The organism is Dehalobacter sp. MCB1 (genome assembly GCF_003590275.1).
Classification (GTDB): Bacteria; Bacillota; Desulfitobacteriia; order Desulfitobacteriales; family Syntrophobotulaceae; genus Dehalobacter.
In genome coordinates this window covers 248949-273130 of the sequence record NZ_LXPC01000012.1, presented here as the reverse complement: position 1 = coordinate 273130, position 24182 = coordinate 248949, and the positions used below count along the sequence as shown (strand labels likewise).

At 44.9% G+C, this 24182-nt stretch carries 23 protein-coding genes; 11 read left to right on the top strand and 12 right to left on the bottom strand.

The window, feature by feature from the left end; genetic code table 11:
• Positions 1 to 179 precede the first annotated feature (179 nt).
• The 4 genes from A7K50_RS09080 to A7K50_RS09070 all read left to right on the top strand — a co-directional run bounded on the left by A7K50_RS09080 (position 180) and on the right by A7K50_RS09070 (position 3539).
• Entirely contained in the window at positions 180 to 479 is a 300-nt protein-coding gene (locus tag A7K50_RS09080; protein WP_021315824.1) for a zinc-ribbon domain containing protein, read from the top strand.
• 193 nt (positions 480 to 672) lie between these two features.
• Positions 673 to 3066, top strand: coding sequence for a vitamin B12-dependent ribonucleotide reductase (locus A7K50_RS09075; RefSeq protein WP_119775727.1), 2394 nt, complete (start codon positions 673 to 675; stop codon positions 3064 to 3066).
• 116 nt (positions 3067 to 3182) lie between these two features.
• Complete coding sequence (locus A7K50_RS14195) at positions 3183 to 3353, top strand: hypothetical protein (RefSeq protein WP_165904942.1); 171 nt, start codon at positions 3183 to 3185, stop codon at positions 3351 to 3353.
• Positions 3354 to 3368: 15 nt separating this feature from the next.
• Positions 3369 to 3539, top strand: coding sequence for a DUF3787 domain-containing protein (locus A7K50_RS09070; RefSeq protein ID WP_119775725.1), 171 nt, complete (start codon positions 3369 to 3371; stop codon positions 3537 to 3539).
• A 349-nt stretch (positions 3540 to 3888) separates the two neighbouring features.
• Here A7K50_RS09070 and nifJ read toward each other — a convergent pair whose 3' ends face one another.
• From nifJ to A7K50_RS09035, 7 genes are all read right to left on the bottom strand, one after another.
• Positions 3889 to 7440 carry a pyruvate:ferredoxin (flavodoxin) oxidoreductase gene (nifJ, locus tag A7K50_RS09065; RefSeq protein WP_119775722.1) on the bottom strand — a complete coding sequence of 1184 codons (3552 nt, stop codon included), beginning with the start codon at positions 7438 to 7440 and terminating at the stop codon, positions 3889 to 3891.
• Positions 7441 to 7703: 263 nt separating this feature from the next.
• The gene (locus A7K50_RS09060) at positions 7704 to 8234 is read right to left on the bottom strand and encodes a hypothetical protein (protein ID WP_119775720.1); all 531 of its coding nucleotides are present in this window, start codon (positions 8232 to 8234) and stop codon (positions 7704 to 7706) included.
• Between the two features lie 18 nt (positions 8235 to 8252).
• Positions 8253 to 8639 (bottom strand): hypothetical protein, encoded by a 387-nt coding sequence (locus tag A7K50_RS09055; protein WP_119775718.1) that lies wholly within the window; start codon positions 8637 to 8639, stop codon positions 8253 to 8255.
• Between the two features lie 134 nt (positions 8640 to 8773).
• A complete protein-coding gene (locus A7K50_RS09050; RefSeq protein WP_119775716.1) occupies positions 8774 to 10180 on the bottom strand; it encodes a HAMP domain-containing sensor histidine kinase in 1407 nt (468 codons plus the stop codon).
• Complete coding sequence (locus A7K50_RS09045) at positions 10173 to 10877, bottom strand: response regulator transcription factor (RefSeq protein ID WP_020492416.1); 705 nt, start codon at positions 10875 to 10877, stop codon at positions 10173 to 10175. Before A7K50_RS09045 ends, A7K50_RS09050 begins: the two co-directional genes overlap by 8 nt.
• Before the next feature lie 194 nt (positions 10878 to 11071).
• A complete protein-coding gene (gene rd, locus A7K50_RS09040; protein ID WP_083916792.1) occupies positions 11072 to 11236 on the bottom strand; it encodes a rubredoxin in 165 nt (54 codons plus the stop codon).
• Between the two features lie 112 nt (positions 11237 to 11348).
• Positions 11349 to 12080: a FadR/GntR family transcriptional regulator gene (locus tag A7K50_RS09035; RefSeq protein WP_119775714.1), complete on the bottom strand. Its 732-nt coding sequence runs from the start codon at positions 12078 to 12080 to the stop codon at positions 11349 to 11351.
• Between the two features lie 139 nt (positions 12081 to 12219).
• Between A7K50_RS09035 and sleB the strand changes: the two genes are divergently transcribed.
• The 6 genes from sleB to A7K50_RS09005 all read left to right on the top strand — a co-directional run bounded on the left by sleB (position 12220) and on the right by A7K50_RS09005 (position 18440).
• Positions 12220 to 12915, top strand: coding sequence for a spore cortex-lytic enzyme (sleB, locus tag A7K50_RS09030; protein WP_119775712.1), 696 nt, complete (start codon positions 12220 to 12222; stop codon positions 12913 to 12915).
• 9 nt (positions 12916 to 12924) lie between these two features.
• Positions 12925 to 14292, top strand: coding sequence for a PepSY1/2 domain-containing protein (locus A7K50_RS09025; RefSeq protein ID WP_119775710.1), 1368 nt, complete (start codon positions 12925 to 12927; stop codon positions 14290 to 14292).
• Positions 14293 to 14414: 122 nt separating this feature from the next.
• The gene (locus A7K50_RS09020) at positions 14415 to 15107 is read left to right on the top strand and encodes a Crp/Fnr family transcriptional regulator (RefSeq protein ID WP_119775708.1); all 693 of its coding nucleotides are present in this window, start codon (positions 14415 to 14417) and stop codon (positions 15105 to 15107) included.
• A gap of 36 nt (positions 15108 to 15143) precedes the next feature.
• Positions 15144 to 15389: a hypothetical protein gene (locus A7K50_RS09015; protein WP_119775706.1), complete on the top strand. Its 246-nt coding sequence runs from the start codon at positions 15144 to 15146 to the stop codon at positions 15387 to 15389.
• Between the two features lie 189 nt (positions 15390 to 15578).
• The gene (locus tag A7K50_RS09010) at positions 15579 to 16736 is read left to right on the top strand and encodes an ABC transporter substrate-binding protein (protein WP_119775704.1); all 1158 of its coding nucleotides are present in this window, start codon (positions 15579 to 15581) and stop codon (positions 16734 to 16736) included.
• 288 nt (positions 16737 to 17024) lie between these two features.
• Positions 17025 to 18440: a DEAD/DEAH box helicase gene (locus tag A7K50_RS09005; RefSeq protein ID WP_119775702.1), complete on the top strand. Its 1416-nt coding sequence runs from the start codon at positions 17025 to 17027 to the stop codon at positions 18438 to 18440.
• Between the two features lie 70 nt (positions 18441 to 18510).
• On the opposite strand, the gene A7K50_RS09000 is transcribed toward A7K50_RS09005, so the two are convergent.
• The 3 genes from A7K50_RS09000 to modA all read right to left on the bottom strand — a co-directional run bounded on the left by A7K50_RS09000 (position 18511) and on the right by modA (position 20989).
• A complete protein-coding gene (locus tag A7K50_RS09000; protein WP_119775700.1) occupies positions 18511 to 19203 on the bottom strand; it encodes an ATP-binding cassette domain-containing protein in 693 nt (230 codons plus the stop codon).
• A gap of 5 nt (positions 19204 to 19208) precedes the next feature.
• Positions 19209 to 19901 carry a molybdate ABC transporter permease subunit gene (modB, locus tag A7K50_RS08995; RefSeq protein WP_119775698.1) on the bottom strand — a complete coding sequence of 231 codons (693 nt, stop codon included), beginning with the start codon at positions 19899 to 19901 and terminating at the stop codon, positions 19209 to 19211.
• 275 nt (positions 19902 to 20176) lie between these two features.
• A complete protein-coding gene (gene modA, locus A7K50_RS08990) occupies positions 20177 to 20989 on the bottom strand; it encodes a molybdate ABC transporter substrate-binding protein (RefSeq protein ID WP_119775696.1) in 813 nt (270 codons plus the stop codon).
• A 342-nt stretch (positions 20990 to 21331) separates the two neighbouring features.
• Between modA and A7K50_RS08985 the strand changes: the two genes are divergently transcribed.
• A complete protein-coding gene (locus A7K50_RS08985; protein WP_119775694.1) occupies positions 21332 to 22291 on the top strand; it encodes a helix-turn-helix transcriptional regulator in 960 nt (319 codons plus the stop codon).
• 489 nt (positions 22292 to 22780) lie between these two features.
• Here the strand turns inward: A7K50_RS08985 and A7K50_RS08980 are convergent, their stop codons facing one another.
• Both A7K50_RS08980 and A7K50_RS08975 read right to left on the bottom strand, forming a co-directional pair.
• On the bottom strand, positions 22781 to 23623 hold the full coding sequence (locus tag A7K50_RS08980) for a DegV family protein (RefSeq protein WP_119775692.1): 843 nt from the start codon (positions 23621 to 23623) through the stop codon (positions 22781 to 22783).
• Positions 23624 to 23666: 43 nt separating this feature from the next.
• Positions 23667 to 24170 (bottom strand): hypothetical protein, encoded by a 504-nt coding sequence (locus A7K50_RS08975; protein WP_119775690.1) that lies wholly within the window; start codon positions 24168 to 24170, stop codon positions 23667 to 23669.
• Between the last annotated feature and the right edge of the window lie 12 nt (positions 24171 to 24182).

The window sequence follows — 24182 nt, the reverse complement described above, 5'->3', positions numbered from 1 at the left end:
GTTTGAAAAATCAGGCAGAATACTTTATACTTTGTTTTGACAATTTGCATTTTTTTAGTTATACTAAGTATTGCTCGTTAATATTTGAGGGATTAGAAGACCTTCTCGACTGCCTCAGGCTCAGGGAAGATGTCGAATCAACTTCCAATGAGGCGGGTAATAAATCTAGGAGGTCATTTATGTATAATGACAAAACACTAAGTTGTAAAGACTGTGGCCGTGAATTCACTTTTTCTGCATCCGAGCAGGAATTCTACGCTGAAAAAGGATTTACGAACGAACCAGGCCGCTGCCCCGAATGCCGTTCAGCAAGAAAAGCGCAGAGCAGAAATGGTGGCTATTCACGCCCTCAACGTGAAATGTTTCCTGCTGTTTGTTCCGCTTGTGGCAAAGAAACCACAGTACCTTTCCAACCTACTGGTGACAAACCTGTTTATTGCCGGGATTGCTACCAACCCCGCTCCAGAAACAACTGGTAATTTAATTGTTATCAGACCCTTCCGGGTATCTTACCTGGGAGGGTTTTTGTTTTGGGAGCCTATTTATTTTTTATGATTAATTTTCCATTTTACCCCCTTGACTACCAGATATAGTATCTGTAAACTTGATATAGTACTACTTGTAGTCTGCTAACCGGATTTATCGTCCGAATGAATTTTGGAGGTATAAACATTGCGTAACAATACGGAAGTCTGGAAAAAGTGGCCCAAAGCCAATCTTTCGCCGAATGCCAGAGTTGTCCTGGAACGGAGATATTTGAAGCAGGAAAATGACCAAAAATGTGAGACGCCGGAAGCCATGTTTTACCGGGTTGCTTCGGTCATTGCCGGCGCTGAAGAAAAGTATGGTAAGAATCCGCAGGAAATTCAGGATTTGACCAAAGAATTTTACACCGTCATGGCTAATTTGGAGTTTATGCCGAATTCACCAACACTGATGAACGCCGGGCGTGACCTTGGACAGTTAAGTGCTTGCTTTGTTTTGCCGGTCGGGGACAGTATGGAGGATATATTTGATGCACTGAAACATGCAGCAATCATCCATAAGTCAGGTGGCGGAACAGGCTTTAACTTTTCCCGGCTGCGCCAGAAGAACAGCATGGTGCGTTCCACCGGCGGGGTTGCTTCCGGTCCTGTTTCGTTTATGAAAGTTTTTAATGCCGCTACGGAGGCTGTCAAGCAAGGAGGAACAAGACGCGGTGCCAACATGGGCATTCTTCGGATCGACCACCCGGATATACTAGAATTTATCAGCTGCAAAGAAGATAACCGGGATATCAACAATTTCAATATTTCGGTTGCTGTAACGGAATCATTTATGAAAGCTGTGGAAAATAACACCGAATATGATCTGATTGATCCCCATTCGGGTAAGCCGGCAGGCAAGCTCCCTGCCAAACAAGTTTTCACTAAAATTGTGGACCATGCTTGGCGGAACGGCGAGCCGGGCATGATCTTTATTGACCAAATGAACCGAGATAATCCGACGCCGCATGTCGGTGTGATTGAGGCTACCAACCCCTGTGGCGAACAACCCTTACTCCCCAATGAAGCGTGCAATCTTGGCTCCATTAATTTAAAACTAATGACGGCGGAAAAGGACGGAAAGACCGTCATTGACTGGGAGCGTTTGGGTTACGTCACAAGACTCGCAACCCGTTTTCTCGATGATGTGATTGATGTTAACCAATATCCTCTTCCTGTGATCGAAGAAATGGTCAAAGGAAATCGTAAAATTGGCCTGGGTGTAATGGGTTTTGCAGATTTGCTGATTCTTCTGCAGACATCCTATATTTCCGAAGAAGGCACAGCCTTCGCCGAAAAGATTATGGAATTCATCCGTACCGAATCCCGTATAGAGTCCCAGCGACTGGCCAAGGAACGCGGTACCTTTCCTAATTATCAGGGTTCCATTTATGACGGCAAGATTGAATTACGCAATGCTACACTGACTACGGTTGCCCCGACAGGGACGATATCGATGATCTGCGGTTCTTCCAGCGGCGTAGAGCCACTTTTTGCTGTGGCCTATACCAAAACGGTCATGGACGGTACGGCTCTTATTGAAGTCAATCCGCTTTTTGAAGATTATGCGCATAAGTATGGTTTTTACTCAAAGGATCTTATGGCCAAAATTGCCGAACGCGGTAACGTCTCCGGTTTGCCGGAAGTCCCGGAATGGGTACAGAAGGTCTTTGTTACTGCACAGGAGATCTCTCCTGAATGGCATATCCGGATTCAGGCTGCTTTTCAAAAATATACGGATAATGCGGTTTCCAAAACCATTAACTTTGCGAACTCAGCTACCTGCAAAGATGTTGCAGAAGCGTTTCGCCTGGCCTTTGAGCTTGGCTGCAAAGGTATTACGGTCTATCGGGACGGCAGCCGTGAGCAGCAGGTTCTTTCTGCCGGAACGAAAGAAACTACCAATCCGGCGGCTGATTCCAAAACAACGGCTGAACCCGGGACAACTGCAAAACCCGAGACCACCGCTGAATCTGAATTAACCGTATCTGCACCGGTGCCGACCATTAAGCCGAGGCCCCGCCCACCGGTGACTGTCGGCGTCACTGAAAAGATTAAAATTGGCTGCGGTAATCTCTATGTTAGCGTAAACGCCGATGAAACCAGTATCTGTGAAGTGTTTACCAATACGGGAAGAGCCGGCGGCTGTTCCTCCCAATCCGAAGCAACCTCACGTCTAATCTCAATTGCGATGCGTTCGGGCATCTCTGTTGATGCTATCATTGAGCAGATTCGTGGAATTCGCTGCCCCGCCTGTATCCGAAGAGAAGGTGTCAACGTCACCTCGTGCCCTGATGCAATTTCGCGGGTAATCAAAAAGTATAAGGATATCGGCGTAAACGGTAATTCTGCAATTATCAACCGCAATAAAACGGAAGAACCTATTCTTTCGGATGATTTGAAAAAAACTGAAAAAGCTGTCATTAAAAAAGCTCAGGCCACCGTCGCGATCGACAATGCCTGCCCTGAATGCGGAATGCCCGTAAATCACGAAAGCGGCTGCATGGTCTGTATTCACTGCGGATATTCCAAATGCGGGTAAAATAACGACTTCTAAAAAAATACACAGTCATCATTTTCCATTGATGACTGTGTATTTTTTTAAACAAATTTCAGAAACTACATGTAACAAATCATTTTGGTGAGGTGAATCACACGATGGCAAAAGACAGACGTAAAGTCAAAGAAATACTGACGACCAATAACTCACTTGCCTGGGGCCACCTGAACAATGCCCATCCGATGCCGGCAGGTTCGATTGCTTTTACCGGTCTTCAGACCATCGGCCGGATGGCTGAAGATCGAAGACGGTCCCCGGATAAAGCGTAGCGGAGGAATAGAAACGTGGTCAATAATAAAAAGAAGGAAACTTTTATGGCGAACCCTGTTGAGAAACATACCACCGCCGCCTGGAACAGCCGCTTTGAAACAAAGAAGCCTGTATCAAACGTAGGCATTCCTGGAGAGCTTGAAGTCCATGATGCCAAAGAATATGTGGATTCCAATGAAAAATAAATCACAGTCGTATTTCTTGCAGTAAATCTATTGCTGAGCGTCAGAGCAACGAAAAAGCAAAGGGAACAAACCGCTGTTAAAATGGCCGTTGTTTCATAGACAGAAGTTCATCTTCTTTCAATAACTGAAAGGGCCGTTGCCGAACGAATGGAAGTAAATTCGTCTGTAACGGCCCCATATATTTTCGGACCTGAAGAATCTCCAAGCGCTTGGAAATTCTTCAGGTCCGAAAATTATTTTGTATCGAAGATTCTTGCCGGAAGGCTTGACAACTTGTCATGCGATGTAAGTACGTATTTTCAAGCTTAAGGCGTAGATTTTTGCCGGCCGGATACCGGATGATTGTAAGTTAGGATTGGGATGTTGCCATCTTCCGGTAGCTCTCATAACGTTCAGCCGCATGTCGTTCCGCTAAGTGAAACATATCTTCTGCAATCTCGGGGAAAACATTTTTCAAAGAAGCATAACGGATCTCGCTTTCCAAAAATTCTTTAAAGTTCCCTTTAGGTTCTTTGGAATCGAGGATAAACGGGTTTTTACCCTGCTGCTTAAGATCCGGATTGTACCTGTAAAGATGCCAGTATCCTGCTTCGACCGCTTTTTTTTGCTGAGCCAGGCTCATCCCCATTCCGTTTTTAAGGCCATGATTGAAGCAAGTGGAATAGGCAATAACCAGGGACGGACCTCGATATCTTTCAGCCTCTGTAATCGCTTTGATTGTCTGAATCATATTCGCGCCCATCGCAATCTGAGCGACGTAAACATAACCATAGGACATCGCCATCATGCCAAGATCCTTTTTCCGGATCTTTTTGCCTGCGGCAGCAAACTTAGCAATCGCGGCCGTCGGGGTCGCTTTGGAGGACTGCCCGCCTGTATTGGAATAGACCTCCGTATCCATCACAAACAGGTTGACATCGTCCCCGCTGGCCAGGACATGATCGACACCGTTATAGCCGATATCATACGCCCAGCCGTCTCCGCCGATTGCCCAAACCGAGCGTTTGACGAGATAGTCCTTTCTCTTCAATATTTCACGGATAAGCGGATGACTCGGTGCAGCATTGCTGTTCAATGCCTGAAGCACTTTGGCGGAAGCGGTCAGCGACCTTTCCCCGTCCTGGTACGTATCGAGCCATTCTCTAAAAACGGTCTTAATTTCTTCGGAAAGTTCCATCGTTAAGGCTTCCTGCATCAGGGCGAAAATTCTCTCTCTGATCTGCAAAGCGCCAAGGTACATGCCGTATCCGTACTCCGCGTTATTTTCAAAAAGTGAATTGGCCCAAGCTGGCCCTCTGCCCTCGGCATTGGTCGTATACGGAATGGAAGGGTAACTTCCTCCCCAAATCGAGGAACAGCCTGTCGCATTGGCAATCATCATTCGTTCCCCAAAGAGCTGGGTCAGCAGTTTGATGTACGGCGTTTCCCCACAGCCCGGACAAGCGCCGTTAAACTCCAGGAGCGGACGGATAAACTGGCTTCCCTTCAAGATATAGCGGTCGATCCGGTCTTCCTTGGGCCGGATGGACAATGCATATTCCCAGTTTTCCGCTTCCATTTCGATTTCGTGCTCGGCCGGTTTCATGATTAATGCTTTTCCCGGAGCAGGACAAATGTCGGCACAGTTCATACAGCCCGTACAGTCCAGAGGCGCAATCTGTATACGGTAATGCAGGCCCTCCAGTCCTCTTCCGGTAGCTTCTTTCGTTTTAAATGTCTCCGGTGCCCGGTCCTTTTCCTGATCATCCAATAAAAAGGGCCGGACAGTTGCATGCGGACAAATATAGGAGCACTGATTACACTGTATGCATTTGTCAATCTGCCATTCCGGGATCTGGACTGCGATACCGCGCTTTTCATAGGCTGTTGTCCCCAAAGGCGTGGTCCCGTCTTCCATCCCCAGAAAGGTGCTGACAGGAAGCTCATCTCCTTCAGAACGTGCAATGGGCCGGTGAATTTTCTTGATAAACTCCGGCTCTTCTTTTCGTTCCGTTTTTTCGTCCTGAGCGTTTTCCCAGGAAGCAGGCGCTTCTATTCGGATAAGCCGGTTGATACCTTGGTCGACGGCAGCCTTATTCATATCGACGATCTTCTGCCCTTTCCGGGCGTAGGTTTTTTCTATCGAGCTTTTCAAGTACCGGACAGCATCTTCAATCGATATGACGTTCGCAAGCTTAAAGAATGCTGCCTGCATCACCATGTTGATCCGGCCGCCCAGCCCAATCTGGGAAGCAATATCAATTGCATCGATCACATAAAAATGGATGTTATTTTGAAAGATCGTTTTCTTCAGGTCCGCTGGAAGATGCTCTTCCAGTTCATCCACACTCTGCCATGGGCAGTTCAGAACGAAGGTACCGTTTTTTTTGATTCCTTTCAGGAGATCATAATGATAAATAAACGATTGATTGTGACAGGCAATGTAGTCTGCACTGAAGACTAAATAGCGCGATTTAATCGGTTTTGTGCCGAACCTGAGGTGGGAAACTGTTGTCCCTCCCGATTTCTTGCTGTCATATGAGAAATAGGCCTGGGCATAAAGGTCGGTATTGTCGCCTATAATCTTTACCGCCGATTTGTTTGCTCCGACAGTCCCATCGGAACCAAGCCCCCAGAACTTGCAGTTGATGGTCCCTTCCGGGGTTGTATCCAGCCATTCACCCTCCGGTAAGGAAGTATCGGAAACATCATCTACAATCCCGATGGTAAAATGATTCTTTGGTTTGTCCTGCTTCAGATTCTGGTATACCGCCAGGATCTGAGAAGGCGTTGTATCTTTGGATCCTAGCCCGTACCTCCCCCCCACGATAACCGGCTGATGGACTATTGGCTCCGGAGTCCCATCCGAGGTGTGCCTGAATAATTCCAGAATATCGAGGTAGAGCGGTTCGCCTAAAGCTCCCGGCTCCTTGGTACGGTCCAAAACCGCGATTTTTTTGACGGAAGCCGGGAGTACAGCAAAGAAATATTTTGCCGAGAATGGCCGGTAAAGATGAACGATCACCATCCCGACCTTCTCCCCTCTCTTCTGCAGAACGTCAATCGTCTCTTCAACCGTGTCACAGACTGATCCCATCGCCACAATGATATTTTCGGCATCCGGTGCTCCATAATAATTAAAAGGGTGATAGACCCGCCCCGAAATTTTTTCTATTTCCCGCAGATAGCCTTCTACAATATCCGGGACCTTCTCATAAAACGGATTGGAAACCTCCCTGAACTGAAAGTAGACATCCGGATTCTGCGTTGATCCTTTTACAACGGGGTGTTCAGGACATAAGGAATGATCCCTGAAATCCTGAAGCGCCTGATCGTCTACAATTTTTTGGATCGCTTCCTGTTCAATTAAGCTGATTTTTTGATACTCGTGCGACGTACGAAATCCGTCAAAGAAATGAAGAAACGGAATTCTGGATTGGATGGCGCTCAGATGAGCGACATATCCCAAATCCTGTGCTTCCTGGACATTGGTTGATGCCAAAAGCGCAAAACCTGTCTGCCTGCAGGCCATGACATCCTGATGGTCGCCGAAAATGGACAGCGCATGAGTTGCCAGTGCTCTGGCACTGACATGAAATACAGCTGGCAGCAGTTCCCCGGCAAGCTTGTACATATTCGGAATCATCAGCAGCAGACCCTGAGAAGCGGTGTATGTAGTCGTCAGCGCTCCTGAAGCGAGTGATCCGTGAACGGCTCCCGCAGCACCAGCCTCAGATTCCATTTCCACGACTTTTACAGGCTGACCGAAAATATTCTTTTTGCCGTGCGCCGACCATTCATCAATACCTTCGGCCATTGGAGATGACGGAGTGATCGGAAAGATGGCGGCAACTTCAGTCAGGGCATAGGACGCCAGTGCTGCAGCTTCATTGCCATCCATCGTGGCCGTTTTCATTGGCATCAAAAGACCTCCTTTAAGCTTAATCTTGATCCATATTTGTGATCTGTTATAAATTGATGACCCAGTACCTCGTCAACTCGGTACTTAGCTTTATGATCTATATTATTGATACTTTCCAGCGAAAAATGCACAGAAGTGCAAACCAGTCCATTTTGCAAAAAATTACAAAAAAATACTGCCAATAGTACGTTACTATTCGCAGTGTCTCAAGGCTTATCGTTAATCTTATTTTTGGTCTTTCATCAAATATTTTACCGAGGAATCTAATCCAGAAAATCCTCTAAATCTTCAATCGTCGCTTTCAGCGCCGTAATCCTTTGTTCCTGTACCGTAATAATATTATGCAGCGTTTTTTTGGCCTGAGTAACATCCTGCTCTTTTTTAGCCTTTCTGAGATCAACAACTTGCTGCTGAACGTCACCTAACTGGCCATCTATCTCAGCTTTATCTTCCTTGAGCGTTTGTAAAAAGTCTTTCAGCGGAGCAAGCAGGGCTTTCATCTGTTCATCGGTCAGATTCCCATTCTGTTGCCTAAGATCATTGATCTTGGCAACTGCGTTATTGCGAAGCTGAATCAATTGATTGCGCAAATGGATCGTCTCTGTTTTATTGGCACGGATTTCATCAAATAAGGGTTTGAGTTCCTTCTGCCATTGTTGGACAGTCTTGCTTTCGAAATTCTGTTTATTTGACGTGCCATCCGTTATTTTATCTGTCTTGGCAAAAACAAGCGCACTATTAAGGATTAAGCAAATACTCATAACAGCCAGTACCACAATTTTTATTCTTTTCATATTGCTTCCTCCCTACAATCATTTCAGATCATTTTCCTCAATATCATCCATTGCATTCACAGTGTTAATGATTTCATCAAGCTCTCTGGAAATTTCGTCTAATACAGCTTCTTTTTCTTCATCTGCCGACCGTGTTCCTGATTTTGCGACCACTGAAATTTCTTGATTATCAGATTCCTTATTTTCTGTACCGTCTATTTCCGCTCCATCGGTTCCTGCTTCATCAATTTCTACTCCATCACTTTGCACCTGATCGTCTTCGTTCGCGGGTTGCTGCCCTTCAGTCTGAACACCGTTTCGCGGCGCTTCAAAATTCTTCGACTGATCCGTTTGGCCCGAGCAGCTGCTCAGCATGATAACAAGGAAAAGAATTAGGAATGTTGTTAAGAACACTCTACCTTTCATCCCTACCCTCCTGGTACTTCAGGCAGGCAGACCATCGGTCTACAGCCTTATTTTACAGAAAAAATATCAAAGCAAAACAGATAAGTTGTAAATAATACGTAAAATTATGACCGTACTTTTTAAAATTCTATGTACTAGCCAGGGAAGAAAATCACAATCTCCGTTCCCTGCCCATCGGTGCTGGAAGCGCTAATTCTACCGCCATGCTTCTCAACCAGCATCTTGGTGATGTTAAGACCAAGACCGGTTCCGCCTTCCACCTCCTGCCGAGATCTATCTGCCCGGTAGAATCTCTCAAAAATAAATGGCAGATCTTGTAGTGCAATTCCCTGCCCGTTGTCCTGAACACTCAATTTAATCCCGCAGTCTTCCGGTGTTGCAGTCAGTTTGATTTTTCCGTTCTTTCCGGTATATTTTAGCGCATTATCCAGGATATTGATCATGATCTGTTTAAAACGCTGCTGATCCGCATAGATTTCCAGTCCGTCCGGACAATCCATCATCAGCTCTATGTTTTTAGGATTTTTTCTCATCCCTGTGTTTTCCAGAATCTCCTCCAGGGTATTCCGAACCAGGAAATACTTCCTGGCAAGCGTAATCTCCCCTGTCTGAATTTTCGCTGATTCCAGGATTTCACCTGTTAGCCCCATCAAACGGTTTGTTTCCGTTTTAATGATATTCAAATACTTTGGATAATCCTGAGGTTTCACCAATCCATCCAGCATTCCCTGGACAAAACCGTTGATCGATGTCAGCGGAGTTCTCAGATCGTGGGACACACTTGCCATAAAATCACGCCGCATATTTTCGGCCGTACTGATTTGGTTTTTCATATTATTGAAGGCTTTTGCCATCTTTTCCAGCTCATCACCTGAATGAACTGCCAAATCATTGATCTGCTCACCGGCAGCCAGCTGTATAGCTCCCTCTTCCATGATCTTCAACGGCCTTGTGATTTTAAGAGCTGTCAGATAAATCATGATACCGCTTAAGAAAATTGCTGCCAGCGCAGAACACCATATGATCATATTGATCTTTTGAATATAAGCATAAATTTCGTCAAGCGGAGCAAAAAACAGAACAGCTCCTTCAATCATGCTACCCTGGCCGTAGGGGACCCCTAGAAAGGCTACATCTGCGGCAAACCTGTCCGAGTATTGCTTTTTCCTGGAAATCTCCTTGCCCTGCAGGATACTTTTTAAATCTTCAAACAGGTATGCATCTAGCAGTTTCTTATCCAGTACCAGATTCTTATTCGCAAGAACCTCCTGATTCAGCCGGATTACATAAATCCGCGAACCCGTCATCGAACCCAGAATATCGAGTGAATCATTTAGTTCCGAATAGGTTATCTCAGCCTGCTCATACTTCCCGAGCAGCAGAACCGTTTCGTCTGCCGCAGCATGCATTTCTTGCTGCTTTTCCCCGAATACATAGTTATTAAACGCATAAGAGAGAAGAACGGCAATGATAGCCATCACCGCAATAATCAAGATCAGATAGGTAAAAAACAGTTTTGAGAAAATTGTTTTCTTAACCATCAATCTCCAGTTTGTATCCTACTCCCCAGACGGTACTGATCCGGCAATTAGGACAAATACCCTCCAGTTTTTCTCTGAGTTTATTGATGTGAACATCAACAGTCCGGGTATCTCCTTCATATGAATAGCCCCAGACTTTTTCCAGCAGCTGGTCTCTAGTAAAAACTATATTTCTGTTCTTGAGAAGGAAATACAGCAGCTGGATCTCTTTCGGCTTCAGTTCTATTTTTTCGCCTTCCAGTCTGGCCTCGTAACGGTTCATATCCACCTGGATATTTCCGATATTCAGAACATTGGTTTCGGCTTGTTGATCTGCTCTATCCTTCGTTTCATTTCCTTGAACGTTTTTTAGTCTGGCTTTGACCCTAGCCACCAGTTCTCTCGGTTCAAAAGGTTTCACAATATAATCATCGACGCCGAGTTCGAACCCTTGAATCTTATCTTCCATCAAATCACAGGCAGTCAGCATAATGATCGGAACAGAGCTGAGCTGTCTGATCATTTTACAGACTTCCCATCCGTTAATGACCGGCAGCATGATATCGAGAATCACTAAATCTGTTTTTTCTGTTCGCAGGACATCGAGCGCACTACTTCCATCATGAACCATATGAAGCTGGTATCCTTCATTCAAGAGATAAAGTTCCAACAGCTGGCAGATATTGTGATCATCATCAACGACAAGTATACTTATCATCCATCTTTCACCTCCGCACTCCGGAAAGGAAAAATAAATTAGCCCAATTAGACAAGACTATTATACCTGATGCTATTATATCAGTTTTTTTCCAATTCTGTCATGGGCTTTCAAATGAAAAGAGGATGCCAAATAACATCCTCTCTGATCAGACCTTATTTAAAATCAAAGTAAAAAAAGTAATTGCAATTCTTCTATTCAGCAGCAGCTTCGAATTCGTCTTTGGCCGCCCCGCACAAAGGACAAACCCAATTATCGGGCAGATCTTCAAAAGCTGTACCGGGAGCAATCCCCGCATCCGGATCTCCTTCAGCCGGATCATAAACATAACCGCATACCGTACATTCGTACTTTTGCATTCAAAGCGCCTCCTTTGTCAATTTTTTTCATTATAACCGGAGGTTTCCTTGAAAACAAGGGGCTTGCAGTTAAAATATTTATTGAATTTTCGCGGTTATACCGGGGGCATATTTAATATTCCAGGATATCCCTAATCCTTTCAAACCTTTTCAGTTCCTGTTGAGTTTTGGAAAGATGGGCATTCATCAATCGGTTAGCCAATTCATTATCCTTATTCTCAACAGCCTGAAAAATCTCTATATGTTCCTGATAAAGCATCTGTCTGTTTTCAAAATAATAGGTCCGCACCCACTGCTGATACGTCGATCGCAAAACCTGATCAGATATATCCAGAACGGTATTAATCATTCGTTCCAGAAGCGGATTTTTGCACATCCCAGCTAAAGCAAGATGAAAAGAGACATCATCCTTCTGAACATTTTTACCCTCAGGCAAATCCTGTTTCATCTTTTCAAACATCTCCCGCAAGAAGGCAATATCATTGTTATCCCTGTTTCGGGCAACGAGGTCAACGGCTTGGGTCTCCAGAGCAATGCAGACATCTAAAATTTTTTCAAAATCATTTTCCAGCAGAAAGATAAAACTTAGAGGTTCAATCACTGCATTGGATGGAGAACGTTTGACAAAAATTCCTTCTCCCTGCCGAATGTCGAGAATCCCTGTCAGGCTAAGTGCCGATAATGCCTCCCTGACTGAAGTTCTGCTTACTTCAAACTTTTCGGCAAGGATACTTTCCGTCGGAAGCTTATCACCCGGATTCAGCTGACCCTGAATCATAAAATTTTTGATCTGCTCAAGAATAATCTCTGTAGTTCTCCTGCTCTTAATCGGCTTGATATCCATGCCCATACTCCCTCACAGGTATCCAATAAAAATATAGTTGTACGATTGTATTATAACATATGACATTAAAATATGGGAAAGCGGATAATATCGGGCATCTTAAGCCAGACTATGGAAAAAAGAATCATGAGGTGATTGTATGTCATTATCTCCCCATCCAACGTATAAAAGAATTCTTATTGTAATGATGGCCCTCATGCTGTGTGCATCCTCCTTAAGCAATGCTGCCTTGGGAGACCGCAATCTTTCGCGCGGATCCCGCGGGCCGGAGGTAGCAGAACTCCAAAAAAGGCTGTCCATGCTAGGATATGTGGTCGGTTCGATTGACGGAATCTATGGACGTCAAACTGAAGCCAGGGTTCGTTTGTTTCAGAAAGAACACGGACTGAGCGCAGATGGTATAGCCGGAGTCAGAACCATACGCGAGCTCAAACGCTTAACCGGGGAAAGTGTGACAGTCGGTGGCACAGCGATTGGATATAAGAATTCGGATATTAATCTTTTAGCCCGTCTGGTCAGCGCTGAAGCCAAAGGAGAACCCTATCGCGGGCAAATTGCTGTTGCCTCCGTTGTGTTAAACCGTGTCCAAAGTTCCTCATTTCCAAATACGATTCCGGATGTTATTTATCAACCTGGTGCTTTTTCTCCAGTGGCAGACGGATCCATTTGGAATGAACCTATTCCTTCGGCCTATAACGCAGTATATGAAGCGTTACACGGGACAGACCCTGCCTACGGAGCATTGTTCTTTTTTAACCCTGCCAAAACAAGCAACAATTATATCTGGTCACGACCTCAAATTATTCAAATTGGCAAACATATCTTTTGTCGTTAGGAGGAAAATATGAAGAAAAGATTTTGGCCGTGGGCTTTAGCCGCAGGACTCGCGCTCTCTCTGATCTGGGGGGGAAATCAATTCCAAAGAGCTGAAAATTTAGACCTCGCTGCTGAAAACCAATATCAAAGATCTTTTGCCGACCTGGTGACCCATCTTGATGGTTTGGAAACTGCTCTGGCCAAAAGCAGGGCTGCAGGGACCCCGACCCAGCAGGTATTGTATTTAAGTCAATCCTGGCAGCAGAGTAAAACGGCTGTGAAGGATCTCTCTCTGCTGCCGTCAGATGATTACGGGTTAAATTATGTCGATCAGTTTCTGAATCAAATCGGCGAATATACCCATCTGATGACGCAGCAAATCGCCAAAGGCGAGCAGATGGATGCTTCTCAGGAAAAAACACTGACCAATATGCAGGAAAGACTTATTTCCGTTAACCGGACCGTTCAAGAACTTAATGTCAGTCTTAGTACAGGAAATATTTCCTGGATGAGTAAAAATAAGCGGAGTACTGCAACCAATCTTTCTAATACTGCCCCTGCCTCAGCCATTGGAGAAGAAGGCACTGCCACAGTCCCTGACTCAGTCAGCTCTGGGCTTGAGCAGCTCGATGCCGGCCTGCAGAAATATCCCCCCTATTCCTATGAGGGTCAGGCCGATACGCATTTTGTGTCGGAACCGCTTGGCCTTCCTGAAAAGACCGTAACAGAGGAAGAAGCAAAAGCTGCAGCCACTGATTTTTTGCAGACCCTTGGCTACACGAACGTTGATCCACAGTCTTCCGGCATCTCCAATGGTACTCTCAGCGTTTATGTTTTCAAATTTGACAGCACCACGGTCGACGTAGCCAAAAAAGGCGGGGTAATTACGTATTTTCGGGATGAAAGAGCGCTTGGTTTGCAGCGATTTGATGCAGACAATACAGCATCTCGGGCCTTGAAAACCTTACAAAATCTTGGATGGAAGAATCTTGTTCAAACTTCGGTCAATGATTTTGGTGGAATGATACAGCTGGACGCAGTTTTTGAAGAACAAGGCATTCGCGTCTATCCTGATAAAATCCGGTTGATTGTTGCCAAGGATAATGGCAGAATCACAGGTTATGATGCAACATCTTACTGGCTGTTTCACCACAAACGCACGCTTCTGCCGGAAATCACGGTCGATCAGGCCAAATCCCGTCTCCGCTCTGACGTCTCCATCCAGGAGTACAGGCTGACCGTCATATCCCTGCCCGGTTGGCCCGAAGCTTTCTGTTATGAATTCCGGGTAAAAAAAGGCGGGGAGGAATTTATAATCTACATCAATGCGGTCAGTGGGTACGAGGAAAAAATCCAACGTGTTATCCGGACTCCACGAGGGGAATATCTGGAATAACTAGTCGGTAAAACACTGGAAATACACCGTCAAAAAGGTTATAATCCTTGTATTAAAATATCCATAGAAATCCTGACAAAATGAAAGACGATACAGGATATTGATTCAGAGGTGTGTGGGGCATGTATGAAAAATGGCTGAAGCCATTGAGCAGCTGTGCGCTGTTTGACGGGATCGAGCCCAGCGAAATTCTAGGTATTCTTCATTGCATGGATATAAAGATCCATGATTATAAAAAGAATGAATGCCTAACCTTAGCTGGTGAAACGCTCTCCCAAATCGGTGTAGTTTTAAACGGGAATGTTTCCTCCACAAAAGAAACAGCTTCTGGGAACAGAGTTTTAATCAGTGTTCTTGGACCCGGAGAAATGTTCGGAGAAATGACCGCCTATTCCGGTACAAAATCCTGGCCCGTCACAGTCATCGCCCAATCGAACTGTACAGTGATGTTTTTTCCTCAAGACAAAATTGTTGGCTGCTGTGAGAAAGTATGTATCAGCCATAAGAAATTGATCATGAATATGCTGAAGGTCGTATCAAACAGGGCATTAATGCTCAATAAACAGGTAGAGTACCTTTCAATCAAGAGTCTTCGGGGCAAGATCAGCACCTACTTACTCGATGAGCACAAGAAGACAGGCCATCATACACTACAGTTAAACCTCAACCGGAATGATTTGGCCGATTTCATCAACGTATCCCGCCCTTCCCTTTCCCGTGAGCTCTGTAAAATGAGAGACGAAGGGATGATTGATTTCCACAGTACAACGGTTAAAATAAAAGATTATGAGGTTTTAAAAAAATTTAGCGAATAAAGTTGTTGATTTAAACGATACCTGAGGAGTGTTGTGATGACGAAGGACACCTTTGCAAGGACATTTGGCTTCGAGGATTATGGCCATATGCTTGCAAGTACAACGACTGTCTTTAAGGACAACGATACTGATACTTGCTGGAATATCACCAAACTCTCGCAGGATAGATTTCTTACCTGGGATGATGCTGAAATTGGGGACGACCGGGTTGAAGTATTCTCGACAGAAAATGAAGCCCAAGCTTATCTGAAACGGCTTCAAGACCGTCATTACGGCAGATGATGTCCCGGTCCTGAGGCAACTTGGTTGTTAGCGAGACTTTTACTTCGGTTAAAGTCTCTTTTTATTTTGCTTGTACGCAGAGAAACATTGTAAAAAGCAAACTTCGTTGTTAAAATGATTCTCTTATTGACACTTTCTTCGATAAACTATACGATTAAAATGGTTGGAAACGTAGGAGGATCAAAAAATATGAAATTTAAACAAATTTGTTCTGCCACCTTGATTACAGGACTATGTCTGATGCTTGTATCCGGGTGCAGTGCTCAACAAACTGCGACTATAAAAATTGGCGGTAATTTTGAGTTAACCGGAGAAATAGCCGCGTTTGGAATCAACGGCGAAAACGGAGCTAAGCTTGCCATTAAAGAAGCAAATGAAAAAGGCGGCGTACTTAAACGCCAAATTGAATACATCAGTACGGACAATCAGTCCAATGCTGCCGAATCAACCGCAGCGACCACCAAACTGGTTACGCAGGATAAAGTCATTGCGATCATCGGTCCGATGACGAATGCGGATACGCTTGCAGCAATCCCTGTCGTGTCCGCCAACAATGTGCTGCTGATTACGCCGACCAGTACAGACGAAAGCATTACCGTCGGCGATGCCGGGCTGAACAAATGGGTGTTCCGGAGCTGTTTTATCAACGCTTTTCAGGGAAAAATTGCTGCTTCCTATGCGCTGAACACACTGAATGCGTCCAAAGCTGCGCTGATAATCGATCAGAACGGCACCTTTGCCAAAAGTCTGGCAGCAGGCTTTCAGGATACTTTTGAAAAAGCGGGCAAACAAATTATCGCTTCCGAAGAATACACTTCCGGCCAGGATACAGATTTTCGGGTCATGCTTGCAGAAATCAAAACTCAAAATCCTGATGTGATCTTTATCCCCGGATGGGCCAATCAAGCCGGGGTGATTATCAAGCAGGCCCGTGAAATGGAGTTTGACACAGTCTTCCTTGGTGGTGATGGCTGGGGAACAGGGCCAATTACCGATATTGCCGGCAAAGCCGCATTGAGCAATGCTTATTATGTGGACCAGGTTGCTTTGGATGATCCGGCCCTAGCAGACTTTGCAGCTGCTTACAAAAAGGAATACGGTCAGGATGCTGATATGTTTGCCGCACTTGGTTACGACGCTGCGAACATGATTATCACCGCCATTGAGCAGGCGGACAGTATGGATACGGAAAAGATCAGAGAAGCCCTCGAGAACCTGACAGATTTTCGAGGAATCACCGGCACAATCACCGTGGATCCCGTAACCCATAATCCTGAGAAAAGTGCTGCCATCCTGAAGTTTGTGGAGGGCCAAAAGGTATTCGCAGCACGCGTGGATCTTCAATAAAGCAAATTCCCGAACGTATTAAACATAGGAGCAATGAAAGAAAGCAGTGTCTCTATTCTTTTATGCTTCTATTTTTATGTAATTCTGTTTCCTATTTATTTCAACAGTTGTGTTTAGCTTCCCTGTTTTCCAGTTATGTGCTAAAATGTTTAGATAGGTCTGATTAGATATTATAACGATTGCTTTTTGCATTTATTCATTAACATTTATTAAAATGAATAAATGATATGAAGCAGTTTTTGTCATAATAAAATAGGTAAACTCAATAAAAAAGGAGAATCATTGAACATGTCAAATTTCTTTGAAATAGGCCTCAGTAATGTACTGACCAAAGCTATTTCTGAAATGGGCTTTGAAGAGACCACCCCGATTCAGGAGAGAACGATCCCGCTTGCCCTGGAAGGCAAGGATATTATCGGGCAGGCCCAGACCGGAACAGGCAAGACAGCCGCTTTCGGAATTCCGATGATTGAGCGTATGAATCCTGACAGAGAAAGTATCAAAGCCCTTGTGGTCACACCAACTCGGGAACTGGCTATCCAGGTAGCTGAAGAATTGAACCGTATTGGTCAGTTTAAAGGTGTCCGGGCCCTGCCAATTTACGGCGGACAGGATATTGATCGGCAGATCCGGTCCCTACGAAATCGGCCGCAGATTATTGTGGGGACTCCCGGACGGCTGATGGACCATATGAGAAGAAGAACCATCCGTCTGCAGCAGGTTGAAACGGTTGTGCTTGATGAAGCAGACGAAATGCTCAGTATGGGTTTCGTGGAAGATATTGAAAACATTCTGAAGGAAGTTCCCGAACAAAGGCAAACGCTGCTGTTCTCGGCAACGATGCCAAAATCCATTCTGGATCTAGCCCAGCGCTTTATGCAGAGCCCGGAATTTATCAGTATGAAAACGAAAGAAATCGTTGTCCCTCAAATCGAGCAGTATTACGTGGAAGTCCAGGAAAAACAAAAGTTCGATGTACTTTGCCGCTTACTGGATATTCAGTCTCCTGATCTGGCCATTGTCTTTGGCCGGACAAAGCGGCGGGTCGATGAGCTGTTTGAGGCTTTAAGCAAAAGAGGATATTCCGCAGAGGGAATCCACGGCGACCTGACCCAGTCCAGACGCGATATGGTTATGAGGCATTTTAAAGAAGGCTTTACGGAAATTCTTGTAGCTACGGACGTTGCAGCCAGAGGTCTTGATATCAGCGGTGTGACGCACGTCTATAATTTTGACGTTCCCCAGGATCCCGAGAGCTATGTCCACAGAATCGGACGTACCGGCAGGGCCGGCAAAGGCGGACAGGCGATTACATTTGTTACTCCGAGAGAGATCGGCCATTTAAGGCTGATTGAGCAGGTCGCCAAAAGAAGAATTACGCGCAAGCCCTTGCCAACCTTTAATGACGTACTGGTCGGTCAGCAGCGCCTGACCATGGATAAAATTCTTAAAGCGGCCGAGGACGAAGATATTTTACGCTACAAGGAAATGGCGGAAGAATTGTTGGAGGACAACGATTCCATCACTTTGTTATCCGCTGCGCTGAAGCTGCTGACGAAGGAGCCAAGTACTGCTCCGATCGTGCTGACCGAGGAAGCGCCTTTGCGTAGTAGGCAGCCCCGCAGGTTTGACCAGCAGCAAGGATTCCACCGAAACCGTGATAACAGCAAATATCCTTCAAGGTTTCCGAAACGCAAATTCTAAACGCATACACCCATAGGATGGTCTACAACTTATAAACATTTTGGCAGCATTTAAAAAATCCTTTCCGTTTTTAGCGGGAAGGATTTTGCGATTGATGTCTCCAAAGCTTTGCATCATATTCTTCTATGGGAAACGTTTTCCCCTTATCTATGCGGATAATCTGATCCCCCAGCAATTCCGCTTCAGCAAGATCATGGGTAACCAAAACAAAAGGAATTTTCCACTGCTTCTGGATTTTCTTTAGTTCCTGCTGCAGCCCGCTTCTTGTTTCCTGATCAAGCGCCGATAATGGCTCATCAAGCAGCATGATCTCAGGTTCGGTCATTAATGCCCTGGCCAAAGCGACCCGTTGCTTTTCTCCTCCCGAAATATGCTGCGGATAACGGTTCTGGAGGTGAAGGATACCAAGCATCTCCATCATATCCTCAGCAGCCTGCGGTTTGGCATGACGCTTTTCCTTGCTTACCCCGTACAAGATATTCTTTCTGACCGACATATGAGGAAACAAGGCATACTCCTGGAATACGTATCCCACCCTTCTCTCTTTTGAAGGGCAATTAATTTTATTCTCCGAGAAGTAGACAATACGATCGTTGATTTGAATGATCCCCTGGGAAGGAGCTTTCAGTCCGGCCAGGCATTTTAAGATCGTTGTTTTTCCCGAGCCTGAGGGCCCAACAAGGACAAGTATTTCATTTTCAGCTTCTAATTCGGCCTCAAGCTCAAAATGGCGAAGCGTTAAATTAAATTTTGCCTTTAGCATCTTACTTACTCACTCCCCTCTTCCTGAATCAATCCTTTTTGCTGCCTTTTTGACCAACGGTTCAGCCAAAAGATTACCAAGAAACTGAACACCGTCATGATCGTAACCAGAATCATCGCCGTGACAGTATCCCCGCCTTCATTGGCCATATAAATCGCAATCGGCATGGTTTGCGTTTTTCCGGGAATATTGCCTGCGATCATTAGTGTGGCTCCGAATTCCCCCAGCGAACGCGCAAAGGATAGGATGAACCCCGAGACAATACCCGGCCAGGAAAGCGGGATTGTGATGGTAAGAAAAACGCGCAGCTCACCTGCGCCCAAGGTGCGGGCAGCATTCTCCAGCGTTTTGTCGACTCCCTCCATTGCAGCTTTCGTCGATTGATACATCATAGGGAATGACACTACAGCCGCAGCAATGACTGCTCCGGCCAGATTGAATACGACGCTGACATGAAAAACACCAGCCAGAAATTGACCTAAAGGCCCATTCTTACCGAACAGCCAAAGAAGAATAAAGCCAACAACCGAAGGAGGAAGAACCAGCGGCAGAGTGACAAAAGCCTCTACCAGATCCTTCCCCGGAAAATTTCGTCTGGCCATATGGCCGGCTAGAGGGATCCCCAACAAAACAACAATGATAACTGCTGCTATTGCAACCTTTAGAGATAAGATAATCGGTGTGTAGTCAAAGCCCATGAGCGTCTCTCCTGATCCGTACCAAACAAATATCTTAATCACATTACCCAATTAAACCAAATATGAAATACATGACAGCAGATTTTAAGCAATACTGCGTTAACGTACGCTCCTTTGCTGCTATAAATCTGTTTTCCATAATCCCCTAATTTTCGCATATTTATTCTTTATTTCGGGCAAGTATTATCATACCTATTATTTCGATATAAAACAACTAAAAAACAACTAAATATTTATCATGCTGTCAGCTTCCATTGAATATTGATGATTCTTTTTTATTTCATTATTTTGAAACCGTATTTCACAAAAATCTGTTGAGCATCGTCACTGCTTAAGTAATTTAAGAAATTCTTCGCTTCCGTCAGATTCTTGGTACCGGCAATTGCAGCCGCAGGATAAACAATGGCGCTATGGCTGTCAGCCGGTGCAACTGCAATAACTTTTACTTTATCGGATCCCTGAGCATCAGACTGATAGACAATACCTGCATCAACATTTCCGCTTTCCACGTATGTCAGTACTTGGGTGACATCTTTAGCCATCACGAATTTATCTTGAGCTTGCAGCGTGTTCCATAATTTCATTCTGGTTAAGGATTCCTGGGCGTATTTCCCTGCCGGCACACTTTCCGGGGTACCGATACTGATTTTATCGGCTTTGGCAAGATCTTGGAAACTGGTGATACTTTTGTTATCTTTTCCTGTGATCAGTACAAGATCATTTCCAAGCAGGTTCATCCGGGTCCCTTCCGCTAAAAGATTCCCTTTTTCCAATGCGTCCATTTGTTTTTTTCCTGCTGAAATAAATACATCCGTCGGTGCGCCCTGCTCAATCTGCTGCTGTAAAGAACCGGATGCGCCATAGTTAATTGTCAGATTAATCCCTGCGTTTCTTGTTTCATATTGTGTTTCTATTTCTGTCATGACATCTTTTAAACTGGCCGCTGCTGATGCAAGAATCTCTTTTTTCTCAACCGAAACAGTTTCTTTTTGTTCAGTACGATTTGCTGAACTGCCCGAGCTGCTACAGCCGACAAGTACCAAACACGCAACCAAAAGCATAACCAGAATTCCACCCATTTTCTTCATGAATTTTCCTCCTAAAAACAAATGATATGATCAATTTCTAGGTCTTCCCTTAACATGAACAAATACAAACCAGCTCTAGCTAACATAAATTATTATACAGTATATATTTTGGCGCTTCAATACCAATCTTAATCCAACGTAGACTAATATAAACGTTTTTACATAACCTAACATTCCATTGTTCCCTGTCTTATGCTATTGTTATATTACGTTAAAATGCGCCGAGTTTGTATAATAGGCAGACTCTTCCGTGTTTAGTATTGTTTTGTTCTTTTATTTTGAGTACTGTTTTGTCCTGTGATATAATGAAACAATATTATTTTAAAATTGAGGTGACTGGCATTGCTCGAAAGCACTTCTTATACCCCTGAAGAAGTAGCCCAGAAACTTAAAATATCCAAGTATACCGTCTATGAATTGATCAAACGCGGGGATCTTGCTGCATACCGGGTTGGACGTAAGGTAAGAGTAGAGGACATGGATATCGAAGCCTATATTCAGAAAAGCAAAGGTGCCTCAATGACGACTGACGCTTATACTTATCCATATCCAGTCTTAGAGCGTCCTTCAGAATCCGTCCGTTTTCCTGATGTCTCTATATCGGATACGGTCGTTATTTGCGGCCAAGATATCATACTGGATATTCTGACCCGTCACCTTTTGAAACAATACCCGAATATCAAATTCTTAAGAAGCTGTATCGGCAGCATTGATGGTCTGCTGGCACTCTACAGGGGTGAAGCCAACATTGCTACTGTCCATCTCTGGGACAGTGATGCTGATGATTATAATCTTCCTTATATCCGAAGACTTATGCCCGGACACCAGACAATCGTGATTAATCTGGTCTATCGCCAGGAAGGCTTTTATGTTTCCCGCGGCAATCCTAAAGATATTATATCCTGGAAAGACCTGACCAGACCGGACGTCCGGTTTATTAACCGCGAACGTGGGTCAGGAGCCCGAGTCTTGCTTGATGAAAAATTGCGCTTTGAGAGTCTCCCACATCACTTAATCAATGGCTACTACGATGAAGAAATGAGCCATATGGCCGTGGCCAGCAAAGTTGCGCGGGGGGAAGCCGATGTAGGGCTGGGTATTGAAAAAGCAGCTATGCAGGCGTCAGGGCTTGACTTTATTCCGTTGCAGACGGAAAGATATGACCTCGTGATACGCCAGGAAGACCTGAATAAACCGCACTTCCAGACCCTGCTGGCCATTATCCGTTCTGAGGCCTACCGCAAGGAAGTCAAGGGATTGGGCGGCTATGATGTCTCGCGGATGGGCGAAATGATGGAGTAGCCAAAGCATATAAACAAGCAGGATCGCGAAAGCGGCCCGCGAAAATATTATGTATATGCGGCTCTGTGGTGGCAATCAGCCGGTAAAAATTTCATCGTATAAAGTGAGAGGGGGCGCAACCGAAATAAAGATTTTATTTCGTTACGCCCCCTCCCCATGCTAATTATTTATGCTAATTCCTTCAAATATTGCAGACTTGCACAAAATACGTAAGCAAACTTTAGTGGTAGCAGCGTTAAGTAAACAGGAAGCCTAAGCGTTAAAACATTTCAACGGTTCATGGCCACGGATGGCCTAATGTCGTGGTGCCATGGATGGCAAGGAGCGACGACTTACATTAAGCCCAGAGGTTTTGAAATGTTAGCGTGGCTTCCTGTTTATAGCTGCGATAACGTGTGAGCGATGTATTTTGTGCGAGGCTGCAACAGCCCAAGAAAAAGTTTAAGACGCACTTCAAAATTCACTAGACAAATGTCGTATTATCACCGGCTACTCCAGCTGAATAGCCGCTCCGACTGTCCCCGGTCCTGTATGGGCACCTATTACGGCTCCAACCTGCGCAAACATCTCCGCCGGTTTTTGAAAAGCATTCTCCAGTTCTTCTTTCAAATATAGTCCTGCCTGGGGAGCTGATCCATGCGCAACGGCAAATTTGATATTTGTCCTTTTCCCAGCAAAGTCCTGAAATGCCTTGACGATGCTTTTTAAGGCCTTCTCTTGACTCCGGACTTTGCAAAAATTTTGGTAAATTCCGTCATTGCCTACCCGGATTACCGGTTTGATATTCAGCAGTGTCCCCATAAACCCTGATACCCTGCCAATTCTTCCGCCTTTTTGAAGATATTCCAGCGTATTTAGGGTAAAAAGCGTTTCAATGCTATTTCTGGCCTGTTGAAGCTTATCCAGAACTTGAACGGATCCCAAACCCTCTTTGATAGCTTGGGATGCCTCCATTACCATCAATCCCAGACCGAGGCTTATGGTCTTAGAATCCACAAGATGAACGGCACCTTTAATTTTTTCTTTAGCCAGATGGGCCGCGTTCAACGTACCGCTTAAGCCGGAAGAAATATGAATGGAAATCACCTCCTGATATTCTTCAAGAAGCATCGAGTATAAGGAAACAAACTGTTCCGGGGAAGGCTGAGAGGTTTTCGGAAGCTCTTCTTCCTGTTCTAGACACCGATAAAATTCTTTGGGGCTAATCTCTCCATCCACAAAACTTTTTTTCCCAAATAGAATTTTAAGAGGAATAACATGGGCCAGACACTTTTTTGATAGTTCATCCGGTAAATCCGCAGTGCTATCAGTGACCAAAGCAATTTTTTTCATACTTCATCCTACTTTCTCTCTTGAAACTTCTGACTTAAGTCGTTTACTGCGACGCTAATTCCACGTATACTGCATTGGATTTTTCTGAAGTATTCAGTCCATTCACCCATATTCTCAGGGTATCGCCTGCTTTTAAATCACTCAGATTAATACTGGTTTCCTGAGCGTCATCTGCACCTGCCATTCTACTGAAAATCGGCGTATCTTCAGCAATGACAATCGTATAGTTCATGCCGGTCACCTTATCATTCATTTCCCGTGCTGACGAAGCTTCTGCACTCGTATTTCCTTGTCCCGGAGCTGCTTTCTGTCTGCTTTGTGAAGAATCCAAAGATTGCAGTTCTGCGACGACCAGCTGTTTTTCACCCACACTGATCACTTTTCCGAGTAAATCCATCTGCCGGGTTGGCCGAACTCCCTCGGTCTGTGTACTTTCCATCTGCGCTGTTGACGTGTCGTCCGTTGCCGTCGAAGAAGCACTTGCCGAACACCCTGTTAACACAATCAGTAAGGTAACAAGTCCCACAACCAATAACTTCTTTTTCACTCACAAATTCCT

Excerpts from the sequence above, each read along its gene's own strand:
- A7K50_RS09015 (WP_119775706.1), top strand. The coding sequence starts at position 15,144 with ATGACGAAGGACACCTTTGCAAGGACATTTGGCTTCGAGGATTATGGC.
- A7K50_RS09080 (WP_021315824.1), top strand. The coding sequence starts at position 180 with ATGTATAATGACAAAACACTAAGTTGTAAAGACTGTGGCCGTGAATTC.
- A7K50_RS08980 (WP_119775692.1), bottom strand. The coding sequence starts at position 23,623 with ATGAAAAAAATTGCTTTGGTCACTGATAGCACTGCGGATTTACCGGAT.
- sleB (WP_119775712.1), top strand. The coding sequence starts at position 12,220 with ATGTCATTATCTCCCCATCCAACGTATAAAAGAATTCTTATTGTAATG.
- A7K50_RS09005 (WP_119775702.1), top strand. The coding sequence starts at position 17,025 with ATGTCAAATTTCTTTGAAATAGGCCTCAGTAATGTACTGACCAAAGCT.
- modB (WP_119775698.1), bottom strand. The coding sequence starts at position 19,901 with ATGGGCTTTGACTACACACCGATTATCTTATCTCTAAAGGTTGCAATA.
- A7K50_RS09050 (WP_119775716.1), bottom strand. The coding sequence starts at position 10,180 with ATGGTTAAGAAAACAATTTTCTCAAAACTGTTTTTTACCTATCTGATC.
- A7K50_RS09025 (WP_119775710.1), top strand. The coding sequence starts at position 12,925 with ATGAAGAAAAGATTTTGGCCGTGGGCTTTAGCCGCAGGACTCGCGCTC.
- modA (WP_119775696.1), bottom strand. The coding sequence starts at position 20,989 with ATGAAGAAAATGGGTGGAATTCTGGTTATGCTTTTGGTTGCGTGTTTG.
- rd (WP_083916792.1), bottom strand. The coding sequence starts at position 11,236 with ATGCAAAAGTACGAATGTACGGTATGCGGTTATGTTTATGATCCGGCT.
- A7K50_RS09045 (WP_020492416.1), bottom strand. The coding sequence starts at position 10,877 with ATGATAAGTATACTTGTCGTTGATGATGATCACAATATCTGCCAGCTG.
- A7K50_RS09000 (WP_119775700.1), bottom strand. The coding sequence starts at position 19,203 with ATGCTAAAGGCAAAATTTAATTTAACGCTTCGCCATTTTGAGCTTGAG.
- A7K50_RS09055 (WP_119775718.1), bottom strand. The coding sequence starts at position 8,639 with ATGAAAGGTAGAGTGTTCTTAACAACATTCCTAATTCTTTTCCTTGTT.
- A7K50_RS09010 (WP_119775704.1), top strand. The coding sequence starts at position 15,579 with ATGAAATTTAAACAAATTTGTTCTGCCACCTTGATTACAGGACTATGT.
- A7K50_RS09035 (WP_119775714.1), bottom strand. The coding sequence starts at position 12,080 with ATGGATATCAAGCCGATTAAGAGCAGGAGAACTACAGAGATTATTCTT.
- nifJ (WP_119775722.1), bottom strand. The coding sequence starts at position 7,440 with ATGCCAATGAAAACGGCCACGATGGATGGCAATGAAGCTGCAGCACTG.
- A7K50_RS09020 (WP_119775708.1), top strand. The coding sequence starts at position 14,415 with ATGTATGAAAAATGGCTGAAGCCATTGAGCAGCTGTGCGCTGTTTGAC.
- A7K50_RS14195 (WP_165904942.1), top strand. The coding sequence starts at position 3,183 with ATGGCAAAAGACAGACGTAAAGTCAAAGAAATACTGACGACCAATAAC.
- A7K50_RS09060 (WP_119775720.1), bottom strand. The coding sequence starts at position 8,234 with ATGAAAAGAATAAAAATTGTGGTACTGGCTGTTATGAGTATTTGCTTA.